This is a genomic window from Nocardioides sp. REDSEA-S30_B4, assembly GCF_001627265.1.
Classification (GTDB): domain Bacteria; phylum Actinomycetota; class Actinomycetes; order Propionibacteriales; family Nocardioidaceae; genus Nocardioides.
Genome location: NZ_LUPI01000054.1, coordinates 21,830 through 42,963, shown reverse-complemented (window position 1 = coordinate 42,963; position 21,134 = coordinate 21,830). Strand labels below are relative to the sequence as shown.

Below are 21,134 nucleotides of genomic sequence, written 5' to 3'. Positions count from 1 at the left end.
GGTCAGTAGGTGAACTCGGACGTGCCGGAGAACCAGCCGTCATCGGGGCCGATCGGGTCGTCCGTCACGGCGTGCTCGACGAAGAAGGACTCTCCGTCGACAGTCAGGGCCGCCTCGTGAAGGGCTGCGAAAGTGCGGCGCCGCATCTCGAGCGCGTTGATGTAGTCCTTGGCGACAGCGCGGGTCAGGACCCGCCAGCCGGTCACCTGGGACGCCGCACCACCACGGCGGGGAGCGCCCGTCTCGCGGCGCATCACCATGACCTCGGTGTAGTAGGCCGGGAGGGCGGTCAGCGCAGCCAGTTCGCCGAGGGTGTGCGGCGAGGCCCCAGCGGCCGTCAGGAGGGACTTGACCTCGTCGAGGTGCGCTTCCTCGCTCACCAGAACCACCGGTCGGGAAGCCGGCGCACCTCGGCAGCGAACGAAGGCCCGATGATGTCCGCTGAGCGGGCCATGTTCATCTGCGGACGGTTGCCATTGCGGGTGCCGTTCTCGAGGATGAGGCCGAGAAGACCCTGCCCACTCGGGAACGGGCCGTACTCACCGGAGTAGGTGTTACCGAAGAGGCCGGCCCCCGCGAACATGCGCGAGGAGATCTTGCTGGGGTAGTGCTTGGCATGGGAGCCAGGAGGATTCTGGGTGCGGGCGAGATCCTTGGCGATCTCAGCTCCGGCCTTGACCCCGTCCGCCACGGTGTCGCGCATGTCGCGCTTGGAGCGGATGGTGACGGCGCGGAGGTCGTCGGACAGGTCGCCGACCGTGTGCAGCACTCGGACCTTCACTCGGTCACCTCCACCACATCGAGCCGCCTCGCGGTGGCGTAGGACTTTGCAGGCACGTCCACGACTTCCCAGCGACGACCCAGAAGTGACGGGTCAGAAGCGGGGCCAACTGCGCTGCACTCGAACTGCCACCCGACCTTCGGAAGGTCCAGCGGGTCGATCGACATCGGAAGGTGAAGTCCGCCCTCGACGACCAGGCGGTCGACGCCGCCGACTCGGACCGTGCGGCCGTCGGTGTCGCTGTCGCGAGAGCGGCCGGCGATCTTGCCGGGGGTCTCGTACTGCTCGACCCACACCGTCTGATTCAGGCCGTCAACGCGCTGCGTTGTGGCGGCGTAGGCGGTGAACGTGTCGAGCATCAGGGACTCGGCATCCCCGCGCATCTGCTCGAGGTACGGATCTACGCTCACGGCAGGTCGTCCGCCGAGTACCAGGGGAACGGCGGGCCGGACGGGGCGGGAGCGGTCGGGACGTAGATCGTCGAGTCGCCGAGGGTCCCGCGCGTCACCGACACCGTGCCGAGGTCGCTGGGCTGGCCGCTCGCGGAGTAGTCGGCCAGCGTGTTCTTCTCCGACTCGGTGAGGTACAGGCCGGTCGCGCCAGCCTCCCCCCAGCGGCGGGTGGCATCGTCGACCGTGACCGAGGTCAGGCCGGCAGGGTTCAGCCACACGCGGGACGCGACCTGCACCACGACAACCGAGACGACGTCGGGGACGTCGGTGAGCGCTTCGGCCTCGTCGACCCAGGTCTGGCCCGTGTGGGCGCGGACCAGGGCCGACGCGGCAGACAGCACCGCCCTCGCCCGCGGGTCCGCGTCAGGGATCTCCTGACCGACCCACGAGGCGAGGTCACTCACCTGTGCGAGCGAGGGCAGTGCCATCGTCATGCTCCGATCAGACCGGGTCGGGGACCGAGACAGCGCGGGTGGCGCTGATCGTCTCCGCGCCGACGAAGGTGTCGGCGACGGCCTGGTCCTCGAGCTGGAGCGGGTTGTAGTGCTGGAGGTACCGCAGCGCGAACCCGTCCTGGGCGATGGTGGCCGAGAAGCCGGCACCCTCGGGCGCCCGCGAGGGGCGGGTGACGTGGGCGAAGGCGTCCCGGTGGTAGGCCACCGAGGTCGTCAGGTTGGGGTCGGTGACGATCGTGAAGCCCAGGAGGCGACCGATGATGGCGTCGCGCAGGACACCGTCGGTGCCGGACTCGTTGACCTTCTGGAGCTGCTCGACGTTGAGGAACGCGGCCTCGGCCTCGGGGGTGAGGGCGAAGTAGCGGTCGCTCATCGGCACCTTGCGAGCGTTGAGCACCGCACGGGCGGCGATCAGCACTGCGAGGGCGTTGGAACCGTCCGCGGCGAGGGCCGGGATGCTCGCGTCGGTGGCGACGGCGTTCATCTCGGTCAGTAGGGGGGCGGTGACGCCGTCGACGACCGACTCGGCCATCGGGCGGATGACCTCGGACTCGAGGCTGGTCAGGGTGAACGTGGCGAAGTCGTCGGGCAGGCGGATCGCCTTGTAGACCTGCGTGTCCATCGTGACCGGGATGGTGTCCTGGTCGAGCTCGTCGAACACGATCGCGTCGCGCGCGGTGCGGTTGGCCTGGGTGTAGGTCCGCGCCGCGCCGGCGGTGATCGGGTTCTTGATGTTGACCACCATGCCGCGACCGGCGACGAAGTCCTGCGAGAAGTCCTGGCGGACGGTGCGCGGGAGTGTGGTCAGGTAGCGCAGGGCGGCGAGGGTGGACCGCGCCGCCTGCTCCGGGGTGTAGAGGGTGTTCGCCACGGTGACCTCCTATGGTCGTCGGGTTGACCGCAGCAAGCCCGTGGCGGGGCCGTGCGGGGGCATCAGTGCTGGAACATCCGGGCGGCGATCTTGCGCGTGTCCGTCTCCTCGGGCTCGCGCTCCGGCTGGCCACCACCGCGCAACTGCTCGGTGGGGCGCTGGGAGGGCGGGCGCTTGGTGGGGGCCACGAGCTCGACCAGCGCCTCGGCGTCGGCGAGCATCTCCTCGCGGGTAGCGCCCTGGAGGCGCCGAGCGATCGCGAGCGGCAGACCCAGCTCGTAGCCGACCTCGAGCTGGAGGACGGTCGCCTTGAGGCCGCCGTTCTCCTTGGTGAGGTCGTCCACGCTGGCGGCCTTCTGTTCGGCCTTGGTGGCGCGCTCGCGGAGAGCCCTGTTCTCCGAGTTGACCTTGCCGATCTTGCGCTTGGCCCGCTCGGGGTCCCATGCCTCGTCTCCGTCGTCCTCCTGGGACTCCGGCTGCTCAGCAGTGGGGTTCTGGTCCTCGGCCTCCTCGGGGGTGACCTCGGTCTCCTGCGTGGTGTCCTGCTCGGACATGGATGCCCTCCTGGGGCTAGGGGATGGTGCTGCCGCCCACCGGGGGCGGAAGATCAGCGGAGGCCGCCGAGGCGGCGCATCTGCGCGAGGATCGCCTTCGCATCGGCGCCAGGGCCGGCAGCGTCACGGGCGGCGTAGTACGTCTCACGCCAGTCGGCGACGAACGGGGCCTCGTCGTAGTCGCTCATCGACCAGACCGGCACGGCGATGCATCGGCAGTGATTGTGGTACTTCGACGCCGCGGTGTCTTCGCTGCGGAAGACGGGGCCGCGGGTGGCATTGAGGGCGCAGAACGCGCAGGCGTTGGGGCTGGCGTAGCGCGCCCACCGGGCGGGCTGTGGGTCGCGGTCGGCGGCCGTCTCGATCGCCTCGCGGTCGGCGAGGGCGAGCAGGCGCTCGACCGCAGCAGCGGAGTCGGCCAGTGCCTTGTCCACGTCGACGTACAGGCCGGACGCGGCCCACGAGGCGGTCTTCTCGATCTGCTGAACGGGCGGCAGGTCGGGGAGTGGTGCCGTGAAGGATCCGGGGACGTTGGCGGCCAGTCGCAGGTCGTCGTACCAGTCGGCGCCGAGTCCGCCGGCGACCGGGTGGAACGCGTCGAGCAGGTCGCCTAGCAGGCCGGCCAGTGCCACGCGAGCAGCCTCGGGCGAGTCCAGTGGCAGCGACGGCCACTCGGTGACCAGTTCGGCGATCGCGAGGGTGATGACGTCCGCGAGGGCTTCGCGGTGCGCGATGGCCTCAGCCTGCGTCGCCAAGGCGGTTCACCAGTCCGGCGACCGTGGGGTTCTGCCGCGCCTCGGCGGCAGCGTCGGCGATCGCTGCGAGGCGGTCGCGAGCGGCACCGCGGCGAGCGAGGGCCTTCCACTCGTCCACGTCGGCGGTCTCCGCGCCGGGGACCATCGACCACAGGGCCTCGGGCGGGACGCCGAGCATCTGAGTCAGCTTGCCGAGCGCGTCGGCCGCCTGAGCCAGCGAGCGGACCTGCATGTCCTGCCAGGTGATCCGCGCCCGGAAGTCCTGCGCCGCGGCCTCGTCGCCCTCGATGTGGGCTGCGAGGCGGAGCAGTTGAGCGTGAGCGTCGCCGAGGCCGTCGCGGCGCACAGTGACCTTCTGTGCCCAGCCGTTGCGGATCTCAGCGATGGTGTCGGCAGAGACGTTGGAGAGTTCGGCGAAGGCCGTGATGGGCGTCTGCGAGACGGCCGCCAAGGTCTTCTGGTCGGACTCGTCGACGCGCACGAAGCCGTCGAGCGGCGTCTCGTCGAGGGTGTCGAACTTGGTGTTCGGGTCGCGGGCGACCAGCATCTCCGACTGGGAGAGCTTGATGCGTCGACGCTCGACCTCGGCGCGGTACTCCGCCCACTCCTCGACGGTCGACTCAGCAGTGGGCTCCTTGAGCCCCTTGCCGAGGTCGACGCCGGAGACGGTGCGGATCTTCCACGAGTTGTAGTGCTGCGCCAGCAGCCGGTCGTGGACGTTCTTGTTGAGCCGCTTCGCGAGGTTGATGAACGGCTCGACCTCGCCGACCGGCTGGCCCTTGAGGTCGGTGAATGGGGCGTAGCGCACGAACGGGCAGACGCCGACCTCGTGGCCGCGCCACTCGATGAAGTCGACCTCGTCGCCTGAGGCGCCGACGCGCACGAAGTACTCGAACTCGTCGTCGTAGAGCTTCATCACCCACTCGTTGCCGGCCGGTCGACCGTGCAGCGCGTACATGGGCCACTCGTCCTCGAGGTCGTCGGCGTAGACGGTGAGGGCGTGCGAGGGGTCCACGGCCGTCAGGCGGGCGCGACGCTCGCCGCCGATGGTCCCCGGCATGGCCTTGCCGTAGCAGTAGCCGTAGCCGTTCGCGGCGTGGTGGATCGAGTGCTGGAGGCGGGAGAAGCGGTTGCGCTCCCATGCGCCCCAGGGCGTCGAGTTGTCGGTCTGGTCCGGCGAGCGGTAGCCGTCGACGATCTGGGCCTGCGAGGTGGAGGCGACCACGAGACCGAGCCACGGCGTGCGGGCGAGGTCGCGGAGCGTCTTCTGCTCCTTGGTCGCGTTCGCCGGCAGCTCGATCGGCTCGTGCTCGGAGTGCATCCACTTCCCGATCCACTCCAGCCGCTCGCGCTCCTGGCGGAATAGCGGGTAGAGCCGGTCGTGGATCAGGTCGGTGACATCGGACTGGGAGAGCATCTAGAACCAGACCTCCCCTGTGTGCGTCACGGTTTCCTTGCGGGTCATCTGCCACAGGCGCCACATCATGCGGGCGCCGACGGCACAGACAGCGGCGTCGATCTTGCGGGCGGATTCTCGGTGCTCCTTGCCGAGCGAGACCCCGAACTTGCTGGGGCGACGGCGAGCGTTGTGGGCGTGCTCTCGCAGCCGCGCGGACCCGTCGTGGGTCAGTGTCTGCTCCGAGACGTCGGAGGTGAAGCGTTCGGCGTGCTCGACGAACAGCGAGACGTGACGGGGCATCCTCATGTCCCAGATGACCGCGTGGCGGCGGTCCCCGTCCTTCTGTGCGAGCAGCTCGTAGCCGGCGGACAGGTCCGCGGCCCAGGTGTCACAGAACGGCTCCCAGTAGCGTTCGCCGGTCTCGTCGTCGCGGGCATCCGAGGGGTCCCAGAAGAAGCCTCGGACGTCCCAGGTCTTGTGCGCCTCGCGGACGCGCAGGTCGACCGCTGCGCGGTCCACGACCCACTCCTCGGCGCGAGGCGGGCGCTGCCAGACGCCGACGGTGAACACGAAGCCGTCGGAGAGGCGGCATCCCACGATCGCGGTCGCGTCGTCGGACTTCGACCCATCGCCGAACAGGACCACCGGCTCGCCGCTCTTGACGACCTCGGCGCGGTTCGCGCAGGCGTCGAACTCCTGCGGATCCACCCAGGCGTCCTCGGTGGCGGTGATCTGGTTGTACCACTTGCGCCGGGACTCGCTCGGCGGGTTGGCGGGGTTGAGGATCGACTTCACGATGCGGCCCGTGGGGCGCGTGTCGAGCCAGGACGAGTCGCCCTTGATGGCTGCGACCACGCTGGGCGCGGTGTCGGCGGTCAGAGGGGCTTCGGGCGGGGCCTCGAGACTGTCGTACAGCAGGCCGAACCGCATCGCCGTCGGGGTGTCGCCCTGAGTGGCATTGAAGCCCTCGCGGACGCGTTGCCCGACTGAGTCCTCGCCGGGGCGGTAGGCGTTGCAGATGTCGAGCATCCGCGCAGCGCCGCCCTCGGACTTCGCTGCGTTGCCCTCGATCGCGCCGGCCATCTCGTGACCCTGGTTGCCCGTGAGCCAGTTCTGCGTCTCGTTGCGGATGATGAGCGTCGGGCGCCCACCCTCGATCGCGAGCGGCGACGCGGTCACGGCCTCGATCTGGCGAGTGTCGCCGAGGCCGTAGACGTTGACCTTGCCGACCTGGATCCCGTAGTGCCGCCGAGCCTCCGCGCTGATGAGCGACGGCATGAGCTTCATCGTGTTCTTGGTCTGCTCCTGGCTGACCGCGACCACCTGCACCCAGGCGTTCGGCTCCTCGCGCCCGATGGGCTGGTCGCCGTCCCAGTGGTCGAAGGTGACCTCTGCGAAGCACGCCGCGACCGCCAGGCATGCGGCCACCGGATCCTTGCCCCAGCCCTTGAGGCGCTGGAGGACGGCCGAGTGATAGAGGAAGTCGCCGTCCTCGTCTACGGCGAAGTACCACAGCAGGAAGCGGGTTTGCTCGGGGGTGAACTGCCACGGGTTGCCGTGCTTGTCACGCAGCCACACGCCGCACCAGGCCAGCACCCGCCAGCCGAGTGAGTGGCGCGGCAGGACCCAGCCTGAGTCCCACTGCCACGTCGGGCCGATCTTGACCGGCTCCCAGGCGAGGTCCGTCGGCGGAACCGTCCGCTCGAGCAGATCCTCGTACCAGGCGATGATCTCGGCGAACTCCGAGTCCGCCGTGGCGACCGCTGCTGAGCGACTACGCGCCACGACGCGACCAGCGGGCATTCGCCGCCGAGCGCGCTTGGGACGAACGCTCGCCCGCGTCCTCGCCGCCGGTCTCATCCGGCAGCTTGAGGGCCTTGAGGTGGGTCGCCTTGGACTTCGCGGCCTTGTCGATCGACCCGATCATCGGGTGCTCGACCTCCTGGCCCATGCTGCCCTTGCTCATGTACGGCCGGCCGAGCTCGCCCCACGCCTTGATGAACTCCGCCTCCATGTCGGCGGCCACGCAGGCAGACGACAGGATTCGCAGCTCGTCGGCGCGCAGGTCCCACTTCTCGACGACCTCGCGCCACAGGGCGGCGCCAGTGTCGGCGAGGTGCTTCGGGGGCTTCGGCTTGCTCATGGGGCAGCCCTCCTGGGGCTCGGTGGGTGGCCCTCCTGGGGCCTGAAAAACGGGGGAGAGCCGCACGCAGGATCCGAGGTGCTATCCCCTCGGTCCTGTCGCCGTGAGCGAGTGAGGGTCACCCCCCACCCCTCGCGGGTCGGTCGGTCAGCTCTTGGTCGACCGCTTGGCCGCGGTCTTCTTGGCGGGCTTCGACTCCTCGGTCGAGGTCTCCGCCTTGGCCTCGGTGGCGCGCTCCTGGCCCGACGGACGAGTGTCGCCGGCCGGACCCGACTCGCCTGCCTTGCGGGTGTCGCCAGCAGGTCCGGTCTCGCCGGCCTTGCGCGGGTCCCCGATGACTGCGCTCATGCGATCGCTCCTGGGTGTCGTGGTTGAGGCCGCTTGCGTTGCGGCTTCTCGTTCTGGGTCTTGCGCTTGTGGCACTCGCGGTTGAGCCAGCGCAGGTTCGCGAGCGAGTGGTCGTCGCCTCGCTGGTCGTGGTCGCAGTCGTGTCCGATGCCGTCGCACGCAGCGACGTGCCAGCGTGGTTCGCCGTTGAGGCTGAGCCCTTCGCAGCGTCCGCCTGCTCGTTGCTTCGTGGCGGCAACTCGCGCGGGCCAGTCGCGGGGGAGACGCGAGCGTCGGTCGCTACTGCTCCAGTTCACGCTCGGCCTTGCAGCAGTCGAGCGCGAGGGACGGGACGACGTGATGGCGCTTGCAGGTCGAGCAGCGCCACGGGTCGGGGGTCTCGCTCACGCAGGCTCCGGCATCGTCCGCCGGCTCACGAGCTCGTAGTCGTCGAGCACGGCGTCGATGCGCTTGTGGGCTACGTCCCAGCTCGAAGGCGCACACACGCCCTTGACATGCGGCACTCGCTTGGCTGCGTCGTTGAGCAGGCGCAGACAGTCGGCCAGTTCCTCGAGCGTGGTGTCGTCAGTGACGCGGACAACCGTGGACATGCCGACCTCCTTGGGCCGTGAACGCCACGCCGTCAGACCTCGGCGCCGTTCTCACGGCGCGGCGCACGGTTGCGCTGCCCCTCGAACCTCGCGGCCTGGCAGCCCGGACAATGTCCCGAGATGGAAGGCGCCCGTCCGAACCGGGCGTCATGAGGGGACGGCAATACCACGTCCACCGGGACAAGCGTAGCGCAGGTCACGACGCTCGCCTATGCGAACCATCAAGTCGTGTCGCACCCTCGCGGTTGAGCAGGTCCAGCACCTCGCTGAGTCGGTGCTTCTTCGGCCCGCACGGATCGCCGTCGCGGTCCAGTCGGCGGATGGTCTCGATGTGCTCCCGCTGGCCCCACTTCTTGATGCGCTCGTACAGCCGGACGATAGAGGTCTCGGTCTCGGTCAGCGCGACGACAGCCTCAGCCAGCCGCATCGGGGGAGCGATCCACCCGCGCGCTTCGCCGAGCACGATGTCGAGGTGGTCGTGGGCGTAGGTCGTCGCGCCACACTCACGGCACGTCACCCACGTCAGTCCCGGCACGACGTAGGTCGGAGCCGCACACCCGTCACGCTGGCACTCGCCCGCGTACCAGCCGGGGGCGACCTGCTCGGTCAGGGTCCGCAGCCGCTCCTCGTGGTCGGCCAGGGCGACGATCAGCAGGCCGGCCCAGTCGAGGGTGGCGACGCTGGTCAGGTTGGAGCCAAGGAACCAGCAGGCGACCTTGATCGCGCCGAGCTCGTCGTTGCTGGCGGGCAGGTCGTCGGTCATGCGGTCGTCGGCCAGTGCGCGCGCCCAGGTGGTCAGGTCGTTGCCCACCTCGTCGAGCGCCACGGACACGCGGTCGGTTGCCGCCGTTGCTCCGCTGGATGGCTCACGCGACCCGGGGACTGGTCGGCTGCCCGCGCGGCCTGGTCGCCAGCGGGCGAGGTTGCGGAAGTAGACCGGCAGCAGCTCGAGGCAGCGGGATGCGAGCATCTGGCACAGGTCACACAGCGCGAGGCCATTGGTGGTGGTCGCTTGGCAGTGCAGGCAGGTCATTCCTCGTCGGTCCCTTCGTTGCGGTCGTGCCGGTCGGGAGCCCAGGACGCTTGGTGGTAGCAGCCGCGGGGCTCGTGGTGGGGCGTGGGATTCAGGCAGTCGCCGGGGCCAGCGGTCGACGGGCAGCGCCAGGCGTCAGTCATCGGGGCCTGCCATTCCGGGCGGAATGATGTGCTCCGGGTGGGGGCAGTTCTCTACGCACGAGCCGCCAGGTTCGGTCAGGACATGGCACGGACCCAAGGGCCACGTGCCGAAGTCGTCGTTAGCCACGGCTTATCTCCTCGGTCGAGAAGTCACGCTCCAAAGCCGGAAGGTGTCGCTCGTGGAACGCGACCAGTTCGCCTCGATCGCGCACCACAGAACCGTCTCCCATCGCGGCCACCGCCAGTTCCACGTCGGCGAAGCGGCGCGCTCGGGCGATCTGTGCCTGGTTTGCAAACGGATGGCTGACCACCCGGTAAAAGTTGAAGCCTCTCGTGTCTTTCTCGGGCGATCGGGGATCAGTACCAGTCGCCATCGCGGGCCTCCAGTCGCTTCTCGGTGGGGATGTAGAACAACTCCTCGTCGAGCTCGTCGTCGCCCTCGAAGTGCGCGAAGCCCTTGAACGTGATGAGCACCCACAGGGTTCGCTCGTCGCTCTCGGGCGACTCGGCGATGCGGAACGAGCACCCGGCGCGCAGGAGGGCCAGGGCCTCGCCGAGTTGGCGCTGAGCATCGGCGGTGTCGCGGTTGCGCCACCGCCCCTCAGGGACGACGCCACGCTCGCAGAGGGCGATTAGCCATGCGCGCTCGTCATCCTCCGACCGGCCCCCAGCCACCTCCGTGCCCTGTTCGCCGCCCACAGGCCCGCGTGGGGCGTCCTGCGGGGCGTCGAGGGCCTTGCGGAGGCGTTCGCGGTCTCTCGGCGAGGATGAATCCGGGTGCGGGCGTCCGTCCGGGCCAGGCGATCCGTCCCAGGCGTCCCAGGCGTCGAGGATGGCCCGGATCGGCGCGAGGCGGGCGGCGATGATCTGCTCGACGGTGGCGCGCAGCTCCTCCGAGAAGGCGGCGCGCTTGTCCTCAACGACACCGATCCACCCGCCCCAGATGAACGGGCCAAGCAGGTCCGTCTCCACCTCCGTCAGCGTCACGCGCGGGTCGTGGGCGGTCATCGGGTCTTCACCTGCTCGTGCCAGGCAGTGTGCAGGCGGACGCTGCGCTCGATCACGCGACCGTCGTCGAGCGTCTCGGCGTCGTCAAGCACGACCATCGCGCCGCAGCGAAGGCATATGCAGTAGCGGGTGCGCGGCTCGCCGAACATCGACGAGATGGGGTCGAATCCCCCTCCGGCTGCGAGGCGATGCGGGCCGTCGAGTTGCAGTTCGGCCAGGTTGGCTCGCAGGTCGTCCTCGGCCTTCTTGCGGGCGGCCATGCGCTCTTCGGTGGTCTCACTCATCGGGTCTCGTCCTCAGGCGCGTGCAGCTCGGAGACGGACACCGATCCGCCGCCGCGTCCGTAGCGGGTCTGGAGGTAGTGCGCGTGATCCCAGGCGGCCTGCTTGGACGGGAACGGGCCGATGGGCGTGCGCTCGGGGCGTCGCCCGCTCATGAAGACCGCGACGTCGTCGATGGTCAGGTCAGTGATGACGTACTGGGCTCGCGGAGTCTCACTCATCGGGGCTCTCCTCGGGTGTGCGGGTGGTGGGGCGTTGGTCAGCGGACGAGGACATCGCGGCCCTCCAGACGTTCGTGCAGCCACTTGAGGCGGCCGACGATCTTGAGGACCGCGCACCCCACGCAGTCGTCGGCGCAGTAGTCGCCGTCGCGGGTGTGGATGAGCGATTGGTCGTCGTACTGACCCGCGTACTCGTCGATCAGGTCTGTGACGACCTCGCGGGCAAGCAGGGCGTCGTCGATGAGCTCACGAGTCCGATACGGATCATCCTGGTCGGGCTGGAGCCGCAGGATGTAGCCGTCGCGGTCACTAGTGAGAGCGGCAGCGACGAGCGGGGTGTCGTCGGTGCCAAGGTCCCCTCCGACGATCGTCTCGACGTACACGCCCGCGTAGTCCGGCGAGTCGGCGAGGCGTTCGCGGAGTTCGCGCACAGTCAGCGGCCTCCCGGCGTCGAGCGCGTTCATTCCGCACCTCGCTCGGGACGGAATGACTGGTCGACGCCGAGGTCCCAGACGCGGCCAAGGTGGGCGAGCGGCGAGGGGTCGGGCAGGTTCCAGCAGATGAGGCAGGACGGGTGCGAGGCGGCCTCTTGGCGTCCGTTGTCGCGGAGGATGCCGAACTTCACCCGGCCCTTGATGAAGACGACATGCGAGGCCGTCTCCAGCGCCTTGTGGAACAGGCGCGTGTCGGTGTGCGAGGGGATCAGGAGGATGACCTGCGATCCCTGCTCGGCGGCGTCGACGCAGCGCGCTACCCACCGCTCCCGCGCCTTGGAGTAGGGCGGGTTGACGTAGATCGTGTCGGCGTCCCACGGCTCCTCGGCGCCGTCTGTGGCTGCCGTGTAGAACCGGTCGGCCCCGGTGGGGTTGTCGGGCTCGGTGCAGGGGTCGAGCTGGATGCCGCGCAGCGCGTCGCGCACGGGCTCCAGCACGTAGGGCGGGGTGAGCTGCCGCTGCATCTCGTGGTCGTCGGTCCGGTAGCGCAAGGCGTTGTTGAACCGGTGCTGGGCGACGCTCATGCGGCCCCTCCATTCGTGGGCGAATGGGTGGTCATGGCGCTCACTCCTCAGGCCGCCAGTCGCGCGGCGATGACGTGGGTGGGGTGCTGGTAGTGGTTGGACCGGCCGAGGTCGTAGTGCTGCGACGTGGTGCGCGGGTCGACGTGGCGGGCCAGGAGCTGCGCCTCGCGGATGGTGGCGCCGGACTCGAGCAGCTCGGTGATCGCCATCTTGCGGAGCAGGTGCGGGTTGATCCTGCGCGTCATGCCCTGCTTGGCGGCACGCCGGTTCACGGTCTGCACCAGCCCCGCGGCGGCCGAGCGGGACAACTGACGGCCGTCGAGCCCCGGGACGAGCGGCCCCTCGGTGCGGCCGGCGCGCACCGCCTCGAGCGCGTGCAGCACCGGCAGTGCCACAGGCATCGCAGCCGGCCCGCCGCCCTTCTGCGTGAACTTCATGATGTGCTGCCCCTGCTCGATGTTCGGCAGGTACGACTCCACCCGCAGCGACGCCGCCTCCGAGATCCGCAGCGCCATCCCCGACAGCAGCGACGTGAGCGCCCAGTGGCGGGGGCTGGTCTCCTTCGCGACCTCGAGCCACAGCATCAGGTCGCGGTACGGCACCAGCGGCGACTTCTCGTAGGTGATCTTCGGGAGCGCGACGTACTCGGCGGGGTTGCGGAGAATCTGCTCGTCGATCACGGCGAACTTGTAGAACCCCTTGACCGGGGACATGCGGGTGCCGATGGAGGACGGCTTGAGCTTCAAGTCCTCCAGCAGGTGCCGGACGTAGAACTCGATGTGGACGCGCTTGACGTCGTCCAGCGGGTGCAGGCCGTGGCCCTGGCACCACTTGAGGTACTCCCCGAGGTGGTACTTGTAGAGCTCGAGGGTGTTGCCGTGGAAGCGGCCGAGGAACCCGGCGTAGGCGATCTCGACGTTGCTGAGTGACGAGACAACGGCTGGGAGCGTGTCGTGGGTATCGTGGGTGGTGTTCATGATCTGACCTCCGAGGGGTCGGTTGTGGTTGAGGCCCCGTCTGGCGTTGCACCGCCGGGCGGGGTTCTTCTTTCTGCACGCGGTCATGCCGCGGACTTCCTGGCGCGGTGGCGGGCCGACGACTTCCGGCGGCAGGTCTTGCACTGCCGGCGGCCGGTCGTGGGGTTGATGTAGGTGTTGTCCTCGTCGAACGGGTGGCCCTCGATGCAGTGGGTGCGGGGCGGCTCGGTGGCGGCCTTCTCGGCTCGGGTCGCGGACGCCTTCGCCGCGGCCCGCCGGCGGCGGTCCCGCTTCTGCTCCTCGGAGGTGGCGTCGCCGTAGGTGCGGCCGGCCCACGTCCCGGTGACCTGGGCGCGGTTGGTGGTGGATGCGCCGAGCCAGTCGTCGCGCTCCTCGCGGCAGCCGGTGAGCAGCGGGCAGGCGTCGCAGAGGCTGCGGGCGAAGGCGGAGACGTTCGGGTCGAGGGAGTCGAACATCGCGATGCGGTTGGCGCACAGCGGCTTGAGCACGGTCGGAGCGGCCTCGTGGGTGATGCCGTGGGGGTTCATGCCGCCCTCCGCTTCCAGATGGTCATGCGGGGGCGGATTTCGTCGCCGTGGTTGTGCAGGCAGAGGGTGCCGGCGCAGTGGCGGGGCATGAAGGTGTGGTGGGGGAGGCGGGTGAGCTGCGGCTTGTCGGCACGGTGGCGGCCGACGTAGAGCCAGGGGTTGCCCTGAGTGGTGGTGGTCATGATTTCTCCTGAGTGGGTATCTGCGAGCCATCGCCGGGGTGGACAAAGGTGGACATGTCCACCCCGGCCCTCGATCCGCCTCGTACGTGCGGATGAGCAATTTGTGTTGTGACCTGGGGAAACGCCGTAGCCCGCGACTGGCCGAATCGCTCGCCGGGGTGGACATGTCCACGGCTGTCCACCTCAGCGAGGGCGCTCACGAGTCGCCCCGTAGGCGGTACTTGCCAGTGCTGTTTCCGTGTCCCGTGGCGCTCGGGTCAAGCTCGATCTGACCTGCATCGAGAAGGCGATCGAGGGCTGCCTGAAAGTGCTCGCGCTCACGACCAGCCAGGGCCTTTCGCAACGAGCTGGAGGCCAGCCAGTCGCCCTCTCTTCGCAGTCGTCGCACGAGCACCGAGCAGGCGCGCTTGACCGCCTCGTCGGCCTTCCGCTCGTCGATCCGCACCGCCCTGGATGCCTCGGCCTCAGCTCGTGCGGTGTTCTCCTCGGCCTTGCGCTGAGCCAGCAATGCGACGACCTGGCCGCGCACTGCGGCGGACTTGCGGGCGATGACTTCGGACAGGTCCCAGTCCTCCTCGGTGACCTCGAGGCGGGAGTCGGCCAGCGCCAGGGCGGCGGCGACCTTGAGTCGCGCCAGGAGCGCGTGGCCGTCCAGTCCGTGCCCTTGGCCTCGCACGCGGGCGAGATGGGTGGTCTTGATGAGGTCGACGGCGACATCACAGACCTTCATCCGCACGCCGCCGAAGGTGACGAAGCGGCCGAGATCGACCCCACCCCAAGTCATGGGCTGCGGCTCCGGGGGTGCGACGTCGGGAGCGCCGGGGTCGGTGGCGGGCATCCATAGGAACCGCTGCGGGGTGCCGCCGTCGGCGTCGTCGAGCAGGCACGCCGCCCGAGCTGGCTGGATGCCGGCGACGAGGCAGAGCCGGTACTCGTGGGCGGGGATGAGGATGCGCTTGGTGGGGTCGGCGTACCCGAACCCGAGACCTTCTCCGGTCCATGCTGAGCGGAGCTGTGGCATGAGCGTGGCGCCACGTCGGTCGCCTTGGGCGGCGAGACTGTCGATCTCAGGGACCGAGAACAGCACGGCATGGTCGTCGTCGTTCCACTTGAGTTCACCCTTGGCCCGGTGCATGTAACCGTGGGCGATGCCCTCGCCGGATCCGACGTTGTGGCTGACGATGCTCTTGCCGAGCAGGAGCGCCTCGGCGGCGACGGCCTCGGCGGCACCCTTCCCACTTCCCGACGGGCCGACGATCCCGACGAATTGGTTCAGGGAGGCCTTGCCGCCGATCGTGGGCGGCAGGCAGACCTGGTGAGGCGTGGCCGTGACGATCCGCGCGAGTGTGATCCCGAGGACGGCCCACGGCGAGACGAGGCGGGCGCGGGCGAAGTCATGGAGGTGACGCAGAAGGGGCCTGGCGTCCCAGAACGCGTCCTCGTCGGCCTGCTCGAGGTCGGGGGTGGTTGCTTGGGGCTGCTCGAGCACGGTGACGGTGGGGGCGTCGCGCAGGGTCGGCTCGGGGCGTCCGGCGCCTCCGACCTTGTTCTCGGCGCTCTCCCACTTCTGTTCGATGCGGCGGTCGTCGAAGCCGGCGTCGCGGGGTGCGCGCTGCTCGAGGTCTGCGCGGGCTTGGGTGTGGCTGTAGCCAGACCAGGGGCTGTTGGCGATCTCGAGGAGGTTGCAGGCAACGGAGAAGGTGGTCTCGTCCCAGTGCGGCGGGGGGCCGAGGGGGGCGAGCCGGCACTGGTCGAGGCGGGCGAGCTCGGCGTCGACGACGGTGCGGGCGTAGGGATGGAGTCCGTCGTGGTGGCTGCGTCGGATGGGGGTGACATTCGAGGACGTCGTCTCGACGACGGTGAGCTTCTGCGTCGCCTTGATGGCAGACATGAACGAGTCGACCATCAGGCGGCTCCGCCGAGGGTGGTGAAGGCTGGGGTGCCGAGGAAGCGGTAGCGGCCGGGGTGGTCCTTGCTGCCGGCGGGGATGACGGACGGTGGGGCGACGACGTAGCCGCCCTGCCCGCGGTAGTCGACGCCGGGGGCGATCCCGGCGCCGTTGCCGTCGCCGGTGGCGGGGACGTAGATGTGCATCCCGCCGGGGCGGGGGGTGAGGACCTTGGCGATCTGGCTGGCGTCGATGGTGGCGAAGACGCTGTCCCAGTGCTCGGCGCGGGACTTCTGGCCGAGGGGTCCGTCGATGTCGACGACGTCGAACTTGTGCCCGGTGGCGAGTCCGATGTTGGCCTCGGGCGTGCGTGACCACCAGGCGCGGATCTGGTCGAGGTCGGTGGTGGCGTCCTTGAGTCCGTGGGAGCCGGGGAAGGGGTGCTTGCGGCCGGCGAGGAGCCGGAAGACGGGGATGTCGTGCGAGGCGTACCAGAGCGCGGAGCTCATGAGAGGGACGAGCGGCTTGGGGTTGTCGAGTCGCTCGACGTCGGCCTCGGCGGCGGCGATGCGGGCTGGGTCGCCTGAGTCGATGGCGTCGCGGAGGGCCTGTTCGGCTTCCTCCGGGGTGTGCGGGGTCATCGTTGCTCCCTGATCGAATGTCTGAGTTCTCTGGCGGATTCCGCCGCCCACCGGCCGGGCCGGTGGGCGACAGGACCTGTCAGAACGGGGGCTGGGCGCCGGTCGCCGGGGCGACGGTCTGGAGCTCGGGGGCGAACGGGTCGCCCTTGGCGAACTCGGCCTGAGCGCGGGCCTTGGCGGCGTCGTCAGCAGCCACCGGGACGGTGTAGTCGCGGCCGCTGTTGGACTTGCGGGTCTCGACCTTCACGACGACGAGCTGCCCGATGTAGGTCTTGAGCGCGTCGACGTAGGCACCACCGAACAGCAGGGTGTCTCGGTAGACGGCGGGGCCGCCGGGGGCGTCGAGGTCGAGGATGTCGGCGCCGATCGCGTCGGTGCCGTTGGGCGAGTTCGAGGTGATGATCCCGGTCTTGTGCTCGAGCGCCTTGACGACGATGACGTGCCCGATGTTGTCCTTCGGGATGAAGCGGTCGCCGGGGACCGGCTCGGTGAACTCTGCGAACTGAGTCATGGTGCGTACTTCCTTGTCTTCTTGGTGGACCCCGACGTCAGGCCGACGCGGGGAGACTGGCGATACGGGCCTTGGCGGCCTCGGTGAGCTCGTCGGTCCAGATCGACGAATAGGTGGACCAGAGGCTGCGGATGATGGCTGGGTCGTCGCAGGCGGCGATCTGGCGGAGCACGCCGGCGCGCTCGTGGTCCTCGCGGGACTCGGTCTTGGCCTGGTCGCGCTTCTCGAGGTGCAGGGAGGGCCGCTCGGTGGGGCCGAAGGGCTCGACGAGGAGGTTGCGCTTGTCGAGCCCTCGCTGGGCCCAGACCTGCTGGGCGACCATGACGGTCTGCCAGCCGGCCTCGAGGTCGATCCACAGCAGGTCGACGGTGTAGGCGTCGAGGTCGACGTCCATGACGATGCCGCGGTTGGTGGAGGCTCCGTGGGTGTCGCGGGCGCCGGTGGCGACGTCGTACAGGTAGGAGCGGGAGTAGATCGCGAGCTGCGAGGCGATCTTCTGGACGCCGTACTGGGTGTTTCCGGTCTTGGTGTCGCCGATGAACCGCTCGCCCTTGTAGGCGTAGACGCGGTCGGGGGTGCCGGCGACGAGGTGGGTGTCGAGGCAGACCTTGGACTCGATGTGGACGACCTTGAGGTCGCGGGTGGCTTCGCGGAAGGCGTCGAGGGTGCGGAGGACGTTGTCGGGGAGCCCGGCGGGGAGGTCGCCACCGCGGTCGACGATGTCGGTGAGTGCGTGGAACGCGGTGCCCTTGGTGGCCTTGGCGCCTGCCAGGGCGTACTCCTTGGCGTCCTGGCAGGCCCGGTCGAGGACCTTCTTGTCGTCAAGGTGGGCCAGGACGTTGAGGCGGAGGTCGTCGCGCTGGGCGAGGCCGGCGGCGACCTGGCGCTTCTCCCACTGCTGGAGCGTGTACTTGTCGGCAATGACGTCGACGTAGGAGGTGCAGCGTCGGTAGGCGACGGGCTTCCCGCCGCCGGCGGGGATGATGAGGGGTCGCTGCCAGCGGTCGCGGTCGAAGTCGCGCTCGGGGGTGTGCAGGGTGGTCATGAGGCGTCCTCGGAGTAGTTCTGGGTCAGGTAGCGGTCGGGGCGGCCGATTCCGGTGCGGCGCTCGATGTCGAGCAGCGACCAGCCGGCGTCGCGGGCGCGGCGGACGATCTCGATCCGGTCGGCCTTCTTGATCCGTGCGGTTGTGTCGCCAGAGAGCCGGCGCAGTACGGCGGCCTCGTCGTAGTCGTGGGTCTCCAGCTCGAAGACCTGGGCGTCGTCGAGTTCGGGCAGCGGGAGCGCGGGGCCGACGTGGAGGCGGCCGCCGATCCGCAGGGGCGGCGGCCACCCGTTGCGGGCGGCGTGGTTGCGCGCCCGCGAGGCCGCTGCCCTCTCGTGGTGCGTCTGTTCGAGCGGCGCCTTCTCGGCGAGTTCGAGGTAGAGAGCGTGGACTCGGCGGGCCGTGCCGGCGGTGACCCGTCGACGAGCTCCGGTGATGACGGGGTTGAAGTTTCCAGGCTGGATGTCGAGGAGTCGGCCGAGCGCCGACATGGACCAGCCGTTGGCGACAAGCGCCTGGAGGCGGCGGGCGGTGTCGGTGTTGTCGACGTAGGCGCCGTCGGCCAGGTCGAGTTCGACCGCTAGCAGGCGCTCGGCCACCGCCTTCGTGAGGCGGCGAGAAGGGTTCCTGCTGCTGCTGTCCGTCGGGCGCCCGTACAGCAGCTTCGACAGCACGCCGGTGGAAACGTTGGCGGCGACCCCGATCCGCTTCAGCCCCATACCTGCGGCCATCAGTCGCGTGATGTGATCACGAGCGGGCTGGGCGTCGACGAGGTTGTCCCACCGGCCGTACGCCTGCTGACGGACCCGGTTCTGCTCGTATGCCTTCACGGCCTCGCAGCACGGCGCGCAGCGGCAAGCGTCGAGGGTGTAGCAGGCATAGGTCCCGTGCTGGTGGTCGGCGATCTTGTGCAGGCACGGCTTGGGAGTGCGATCCACCTTGGCGGCGCGCAGACGTCCGCGTGCAGCCGAGGCGGCCTTGTTCAACCACCGGTGGCAGGAGTGACGGCGCAACGCGTAGGCGGCTCGGGCGTCGGAGTCGTAGGACCCGGCGAAGCCGCAGTCGCAGGAGACGGAGACGAGGGCGGTCATCGGACACCGCCGAGGAAGTGCTCGAGTTGGTGACGTCCACTGTCGGTGATGTGCAGACGGCGAGGACCCTGTTCGGTGTCGGAGTTGCCGACGTAGGAGCGGGTCAGCCATCCGTGCGCCACAGCGGACTCGACGCTGCGCTTGTTGTGTCCGATGGCCGGGGCTCCGATGCCGTCGTCGTGTCCGGCGTCGATGCAGTGGGCGACCTCGAGCAGGACGCAGATGACCGCGTCCGATGCGCGGAGCCGGGTCGGCGGGGCGTAGCCGTCGAATAGGGCAAGCTGGGTCATCAGAAGCCCGCCTCTCGCAGCAGCTCGACGAACGTCTCGCCGTCCATGACGACGTAGCCGTGGCGGGCCGAGGTCTTGCCCTTGCGCTTGAGCCACGCGAACCCGAACCGGGCGCCGGCGTTGTCGCGCTCGACCAGGGCCTCATCGACCGCGGTGGCGAGGTCGTAGCCCTTGGTGTTCTTCGCCTCGATGACGACGCCGGGGATGCCGGCCAGGTCGCCCTTGTCGTTGACGCCGGCGAGGCGGCGACGCTCGGCGTGCGGCCAGCCACGCTCAACGAGGAAGCGGACGATCTCGGTCTCCCATGCGGTGCCGGCCTTCTTGGCGCTGGCGCGGTTGCGGGTCACGCCTGCCCCTCCTGACGCCGGGCCTCGAGCAGGGCCATCAGCTCGGCGATGCTCACGCCGAGAGAGACCGGACCGCCCCGGGTGGACTCGGCCTCGGGACCGACGTGGGCGCAGCTGGGGCAGGCGCAGACGCCGACGGGGGTGGTGATCGACCAGGCCATCAGCGGGTCACCTCGAGGGCGTCGTCGACGTGGCGGTCGAAGCGGACGCCGGCGCGGCGGTAGTGCTCCCTGCACGCCGCGGTGGCGAGCTGGTGGATCACGCCGGCCACGGCCAGGAGGCCGACGGCGACGAGGGCGCCGAGGATGAACCACTGTGCGGCGCTCACGAGGCGTCCCGCTGCTCGCAGTAGGAGCAGGACCACCCGGACTCGCCGCAGCGGCCGTCGTCGTGTGCCTCTCGTGCGCGCCGTTCGGCATCACACACGGCAGCCATCAGGGAGTCGACGGCGTCGGTGCCGGAGATGATGTGCCGGACCACGATCCAGTTCGACCGGTCCAGCCCGTCGCGGAGGGTGTCGATCGGGGGAAGGTCGGCGTGGCCGTTGAGCCAGGCGGCAACGGACCACAGCAGCTCCTCGCCGGAGGAGAGGCGGGGCCAGTTGCGGGCGAGGGTGGCGCGGCCACCACTGACGGTGATGGTGGTGCAGTCGGCGAGGGCGGTGAGGCGGCGCAGGTCGATGGTGGCGGTGACCTGGCCCTCGCGGACGGTGATGATGTCGGCGCGGCGGGCCTTGATCGCGTCCGCCTGTCGCTGCGCGAGGTTGGGGTGGGTCATGGGACGATGCCTTTCAGTTCGTGAGCCCCGGTCTTGCTGTAGGAGGCGGCCGGGGCTCCGGCTTGTTCTGGGGTCAGCGGCAGGCGCGGCGGACCACGGCGCCGGCGCTGCGGCCGGCGATGTAGGCGAGGGCCTGCAGGGCGAGCGTCGCGGCGCAGACTCGTGGCCGGATGTGTCCCTGCGGGGCGTGGGTTGTCATGCCGACCTCGCGGCCGAGAGGGCCGTCTGACCGTCGATGGCGTCAGCGCTGTGCTGCTTGGTGCCGGCGACGTGGTGGGCCGCGATGATCTGCTCGACGTCGTCATCGGTGAACGCGATCGTTCGGCCGACGCGGACGTGCGGCCAGCCGTAGCGGCGGGTCCACTCGACGACCTTGCGGTGGTCGACGCCCTCGCCGAGCTGAAGGCCGAGGGCCTTCGGGGATGTCAGGCCGATCACGAGGCGTTCGCCTTGATCTCGAGAGCGGTCGGGTCGCGGACGATGGCCTCGACGGGGATCTTGAGTGCGGCGGCGATGCGGTAAAGCACCTCGAGGCTGGCGTTCTTCCGCTCGTTCTCGATGTTGTCGAGGGTTGAGTAGGAGATGGACGCCTTGCTCGCGAACTCGCCGGGCTTCATCCCCGCCTTGATGCGGAACGCGCGGATCGCAGCGCCGTTGTGGCGGCGAGCCGGAAGGGATGTAGAGGTCATGTGGAAGAGATTAGGAGGGATTCCGGCGGAAGGCAAGAAGAAACGCGGAAGAGATCGAGCAACACAGCATCAGGGCAGGTCAGCCCACCTCTCACG

At 69.6% G+C, this 21,134-nt stretch carries 35 protein-coding genes; all 35 read right to left on the bottom strand.

Annotated elements, in window-relative coordinates; all coding sequences use genetic code 11:
- Positions 1-2: 2 nt before the first annotated feature.
- On the bottom strand, positions 3-380 hold the full coding sequence (locus A6R01_RS11500; protein WP_292605968.1) for a hypothetical protein: 378 nt from the start codon (positions 378-380) through the stop codon (positions 3-5).
- Positions 377-769, bottom strand: coding sequence for a hypothetical protein (locus tag A6R01_RS11495; protein WP_292605966.1), 393 nt, complete (start codon positions 767-769; stop codon positions 377-379). Before A6R01_RS11495 ends, A6R01_RS11500 begins: the two co-directional genes overlap by 4 nt.
- Positions 770-777: 8 nt before the next feature.
- Positions 778-1,164, bottom strand: coding sequence for a DUF6093 family protein (locus A6R01_RS11490; protein ID WP_292606035.1), 387 nt, complete (start codon positions 1,162-1,164; stop codon positions 778-780).
- A 23-nt stretch (positions 1,165-1,187) separates the two neighbouring features.
- Positions 1,188-1,667 (bottom strand): hypothetical protein, encoded by a 480-nt coding sequence (locus tag A6R01_RS11485; protein WP_292605965.1) that lies wholly within the window; start codon positions 1,665-1,667, stop codon positions 1,188-1,190.
- Positions 1,668-1,674: 7 nt separating this feature from the next.
- Positions 1,675-2,559 (bottom strand): P22 phage major capsid protein family protein, encoded by an 885-nt coding sequence (locus A6R01_RS11480; protein ID WP_292605963.1) that lies wholly within the window; start codon positions 2,557-2,559, stop codon positions 1,675-1,677.
- 62 nt (positions 2,560-2,621) lie between these two features.
- Positions 2,622-3,113 carry a hypothetical protein gene (locus A6R01_RS11475; RefSeq protein WP_292605961.1) on the bottom strand — a complete coding sequence of 164 codons (492 nt, stop codon included), beginning with the start codon at positions 3,111-3,113 and terminating at the stop codon, positions 2,622-2,624.
- 53 nt (positions 3,114-3,166) lie between these two features.
- A complete protein-coding gene (locus tag A6R01_RS11470) occupies positions 3,167-3,868 on the bottom strand; it encodes a hypothetical protein (protein ID WP_292605959.1) in 702 nt (233 codons plus the stop codon).
- A complete protein-coding gene (locus A6R01_RS11465) occupies positions 3,852-5,285 on the bottom strand; it encodes a phage portal protein (RefSeq protein WP_292605957.1) in 1,434 nt (477 codons plus the stop codon). The genes A6R01_RS11470 and A6R01_RS11465 overlap by 17 nt, the downstream gene beginning before the upstream one ends.
- The gene (locus A6R01_RS11460) at positions 5,286-7,052 is read right to left on the bottom strand and encodes a hypothetical protein (protein WP_292605955.1); all 1,767 of its coding nucleotides are present in this window, start codon (positions 7,050-7,052) and stop codon (positions 5,286-5,288) included.
- Positions 7,042-7,410 carry a hypothetical protein gene (locus tag A6R01_RS11455; protein WP_292605953.1) on the bottom strand — a complete coding sequence of 123 codons (369 nt, stop codon included), beginning with the start codon at positions 7,408-7,410 and terminating at the stop codon, positions 7,042-7,044. Before A6R01_RS11455 ends, A6R01_RS11460 begins: the two co-directional genes overlap by 11 nt.
- A 147-nt stretch (positions 7,411-7,557) precedes the next feature.
- Positions 7,558-7,758, bottom strand: a complete 201-nt coding sequence (locus tag A6R01_RS11450; protein WP_292605951.1) for a hypothetical protein — start codon at positions 7,756-7,758, stop codon at positions 7,558-7,560.
- A 383-nt stretch (positions 7,759-8,141) separates the two neighbouring features.
- Complete coding sequence (locus A6R01_RS11445; protein WP_292605949.1) at positions 8,142-8,348, bottom strand: hypothetical protein; 207 nt, start codon at positions 8,346-8,348, stop codon at positions 8,142-8,144.
- A gap of 196 nt (positions 8,349-8,544) precedes the next feature.
- Positions 8,545-9,174, bottom strand: coding sequence for a hypothetical protein (locus A6R01_RS11440; RefSeq protein ID WP_292605947.1), 630 nt, complete (start codon positions 9,172-9,174; stop codon positions 8,545-8,547).
- Between the two features lie 469 nt (positions 9,175-9,643).
- A complete protein-coding gene (locus A6R01_RS11435; RefSeq protein WP_292605945.1) occupies positions 9,644-9,898 on the bottom strand; it encodes a hypothetical protein in 255 nt (84 codons plus the stop codon).
- Positions 9,882-10,532, bottom strand: coding sequence for a hypothetical protein (locus A6R01_RS11430; RefSeq protein WP_292605943.1), 651 nt, complete (start codon positions 10,530-10,532; stop codon positions 9,882-9,884). Before A6R01_RS11430 ends, A6R01_RS11435 begins: the two co-directional genes overlap by 17 nt.
- Positions 10,529-10,816, bottom strand: coding sequence for a hypothetical protein (locus tag A6R01_RS11425; protein ID WP_292605941.1), 288 nt, complete (start codon positions 10,814-10,816; stop codon positions 10,529-10,531). The genes A6R01_RS11430 and A6R01_RS11425 overlap by 4 nt, the downstream gene beginning before the upstream one ends.
- On the bottom strand, positions 10,813-11,034 hold the full coding sequence (locus A6R01_RS11420) for a hypothetical protein (protein ID WP_292605939.1): 222 nt from the start codon (positions 11,032-11,034) through the stop codon (positions 10,813-10,815). The genes A6R01_RS11425 and A6R01_RS11420 overlap by 4 nt, the downstream gene beginning before the upstream one ends.
- A gap of 38 nt (positions 11,035-11,072) precedes the next feature.
- Positions 11,073-11,498, bottom strand: a complete 426-nt coding sequence (locus A6R01_RS11415; protein WP_292605937.1) for a hypothetical protein — start codon at positions 11,496-11,498, stop codon at positions 11,073-11,075.
- On the bottom strand, positions 11,495-12,052 hold the full coding sequence (locus tag A6R01_RS11410; RefSeq protein WP_292605935.1) for a DNA N-6-adenine-methyltransferase: 558 nt from the start codon (positions 12,050-12,052) through the stop codon (positions 11,495-11,497). Before A6R01_RS11410 ends, A6R01_RS11415 begins: the two co-directional genes overlap by 4 nt.
- Before the next feature lie 47 nt (positions 12,053-12,099).
- A complete protein-coding gene (locus A6R01_RS11405) occupies positions 12,100-13,029 on the bottom strand; it encodes a tyrosine-type recombinase/integrase (RefSeq protein ID WP_292605933.1) in 930 nt (309 codons plus the stop codon).
- 83 nt (positions 13,030-13,112) lie between these two features.
- A complete protein-coding gene (locus A6R01_RS11400) occupies positions 13,113-13,577 on the bottom strand; it encodes a hypothetical protein (protein WP_292605931.1) in 465 nt (154 codons plus the stop codon).
- Positions 13,574-13,759, bottom strand: a complete 186-nt coding sequence (locus tag A6R01_RS11395) for a hypothetical protein (RefSeq protein ID WP_292605929.1) — start codon at positions 13,757-13,759, stop codon at positions 13,574-13,576. Before A6R01_RS11395 ends, A6R01_RS11400 begins: the two co-directional genes overlap by 4 nt.
- Before the next feature lie 196 nt (positions 13,760-13,955).
- A complete protein-coding gene (locus A6R01_RS11390; RefSeq protein WP_292605927.1) occupies positions 13,956-15,665 on the bottom strand; it encodes a hypothetical protein in 1,710 nt (569 codons plus the stop codon).
- Positions 15,665-16,288, bottom strand: coding sequence for a bifunctional DNA primase/polymerase (locus A6R01_RS11385; RefSeq protein WP_292605925.1), 624 nt, complete (start codon positions 16,286-16,288; stop codon positions 15,665-15,667). The genes A6R01_RS11390 and A6R01_RS11385 overlap by 1 nt, the downstream gene beginning before the upstream one ends.
- A 79-nt stretch (positions 16,289-16,367) precedes the next feature.
- Positions 16,368-16,799, bottom strand: a complete 432-nt coding sequence (locus A6R01_RS11380) for a hypothetical protein (RefSeq protein ID WP_292605923.1) — start codon at positions 16,797-16,799, stop codon at positions 16,368-16,370.
- Positions 16,800-16,836: 37 nt separating this feature from the next.
- Positions 16,837-17,844 carry a hypothetical protein gene (locus A6R01_RS11375; protein ID WP_292605921.1) on the bottom strand — a complete coding sequence of 336 codons (1,008 nt, stop codon included), beginning with the start codon at positions 17,842-17,844 and terminating at the stop codon, positions 16,837-16,839.
- Complete coding sequence (locus A6R01_RS11370) at positions 17,841-18,935, bottom strand: hypothetical protein (protein ID WP_292605919.1); 1,095 nt, start codon at positions 18,933-18,935, stop codon at positions 17,841-17,843. The genes A6R01_RS11375 and A6R01_RS11370 overlap by 4 nt, the downstream gene beginning before the upstream one ends.
- Positions 18,932-19,225 carry a hypothetical protein gene (locus tag A6R01_RS11365; RefSeq protein WP_292605917.1) on the bottom strand — a complete coding sequence of 98 codons (294 nt, stop codon included), beginning with the start codon at positions 19,223-19,225 and terminating at the stop codon, positions 18,932-18,934. Before A6R01_RS11365 ends, A6R01_RS11370 begins: the two co-directional genes overlap by 4 nt.
- Complete coding sequence (locus A6R01_RS11360) at positions 19,225-19,572, bottom strand: hypothetical protein (protein ID WP_292605916.1); 348 nt, start codon at positions 19,570-19,572, stop codon at positions 19,225-19,227. Before A6R01_RS11360 ends, A6R01_RS11365 begins: the two co-directional genes overlap by 1 nt.
- Positions 19,569-19,733, bottom strand: a complete 165-nt coding sequence (locus A6R01_RS11355) for a hypothetical protein (RefSeq protein WP_292605914.1) — start codon at positions 19,731-19,733, stop codon at positions 19,569-19,571. Before A6R01_RS11355 ends, A6R01_RS11360 begins: the two co-directional genes overlap by 4 nt.
- Positions 19,733-19,900, bottom strand: coding sequence for a hypothetical protein (locus tag A6R01_RS11350; RefSeq protein ID WP_292605912.1), 168 nt, complete (start codon positions 19,898-19,900; stop codon positions 19,733-19,735). The genes A6R01_RS11355 and A6R01_RS11350 overlap by 1 nt, the downstream gene beginning before the upstream one ends.
- A complete protein-coding gene (locus A6R01_RS11345) occupies positions 19,897-20,349 on the bottom strand; it encodes a hypothetical protein (RefSeq protein ID WP_292605910.1) in 453 nt (150 codons plus the stop codon). The genes A6R01_RS11350 and A6R01_RS11345 overlap by 4 nt, the downstream gene beginning before the upstream one ends.
- 73 nt (positions 20,350-20,422) lie before the next feature.
- A complete protein-coding gene (locus tag A6R01_RS11340) occupies positions 20,423-20,548 on the bottom strand; it encodes a hypothetical protein (protein ID WP_292605908.1) in 126 nt (41 codons plus the stop codon).
- Positions 20,545-20,787, bottom strand: coding sequence for a hypothetical protein (locus A6R01_RS11335; RefSeq protein WP_292605907.1), 243 nt, complete (start codon positions 20,785-20,787; stop codon positions 20,545-20,547). The genes A6R01_RS11340 and A6R01_RS11335 overlap by 4 nt, the downstream gene beginning before the upstream one ends.
- On the bottom strand, positions 20,784-21,038 hold the full coding sequence (locus A6R01_RS11330) for a helix-turn-helix transcriptional regulator (RefSeq protein WP_292605905.1): 255 nt from the start codon (positions 21,036-21,038) through the stop codon (positions 20,784-20,786). Before A6R01_RS11330 ends, A6R01_RS11335 begins: the two co-directional genes overlap by 4 nt.
- Between the last annotated feature and the right edge of the window lie 96 nt (positions 21,039-21,134).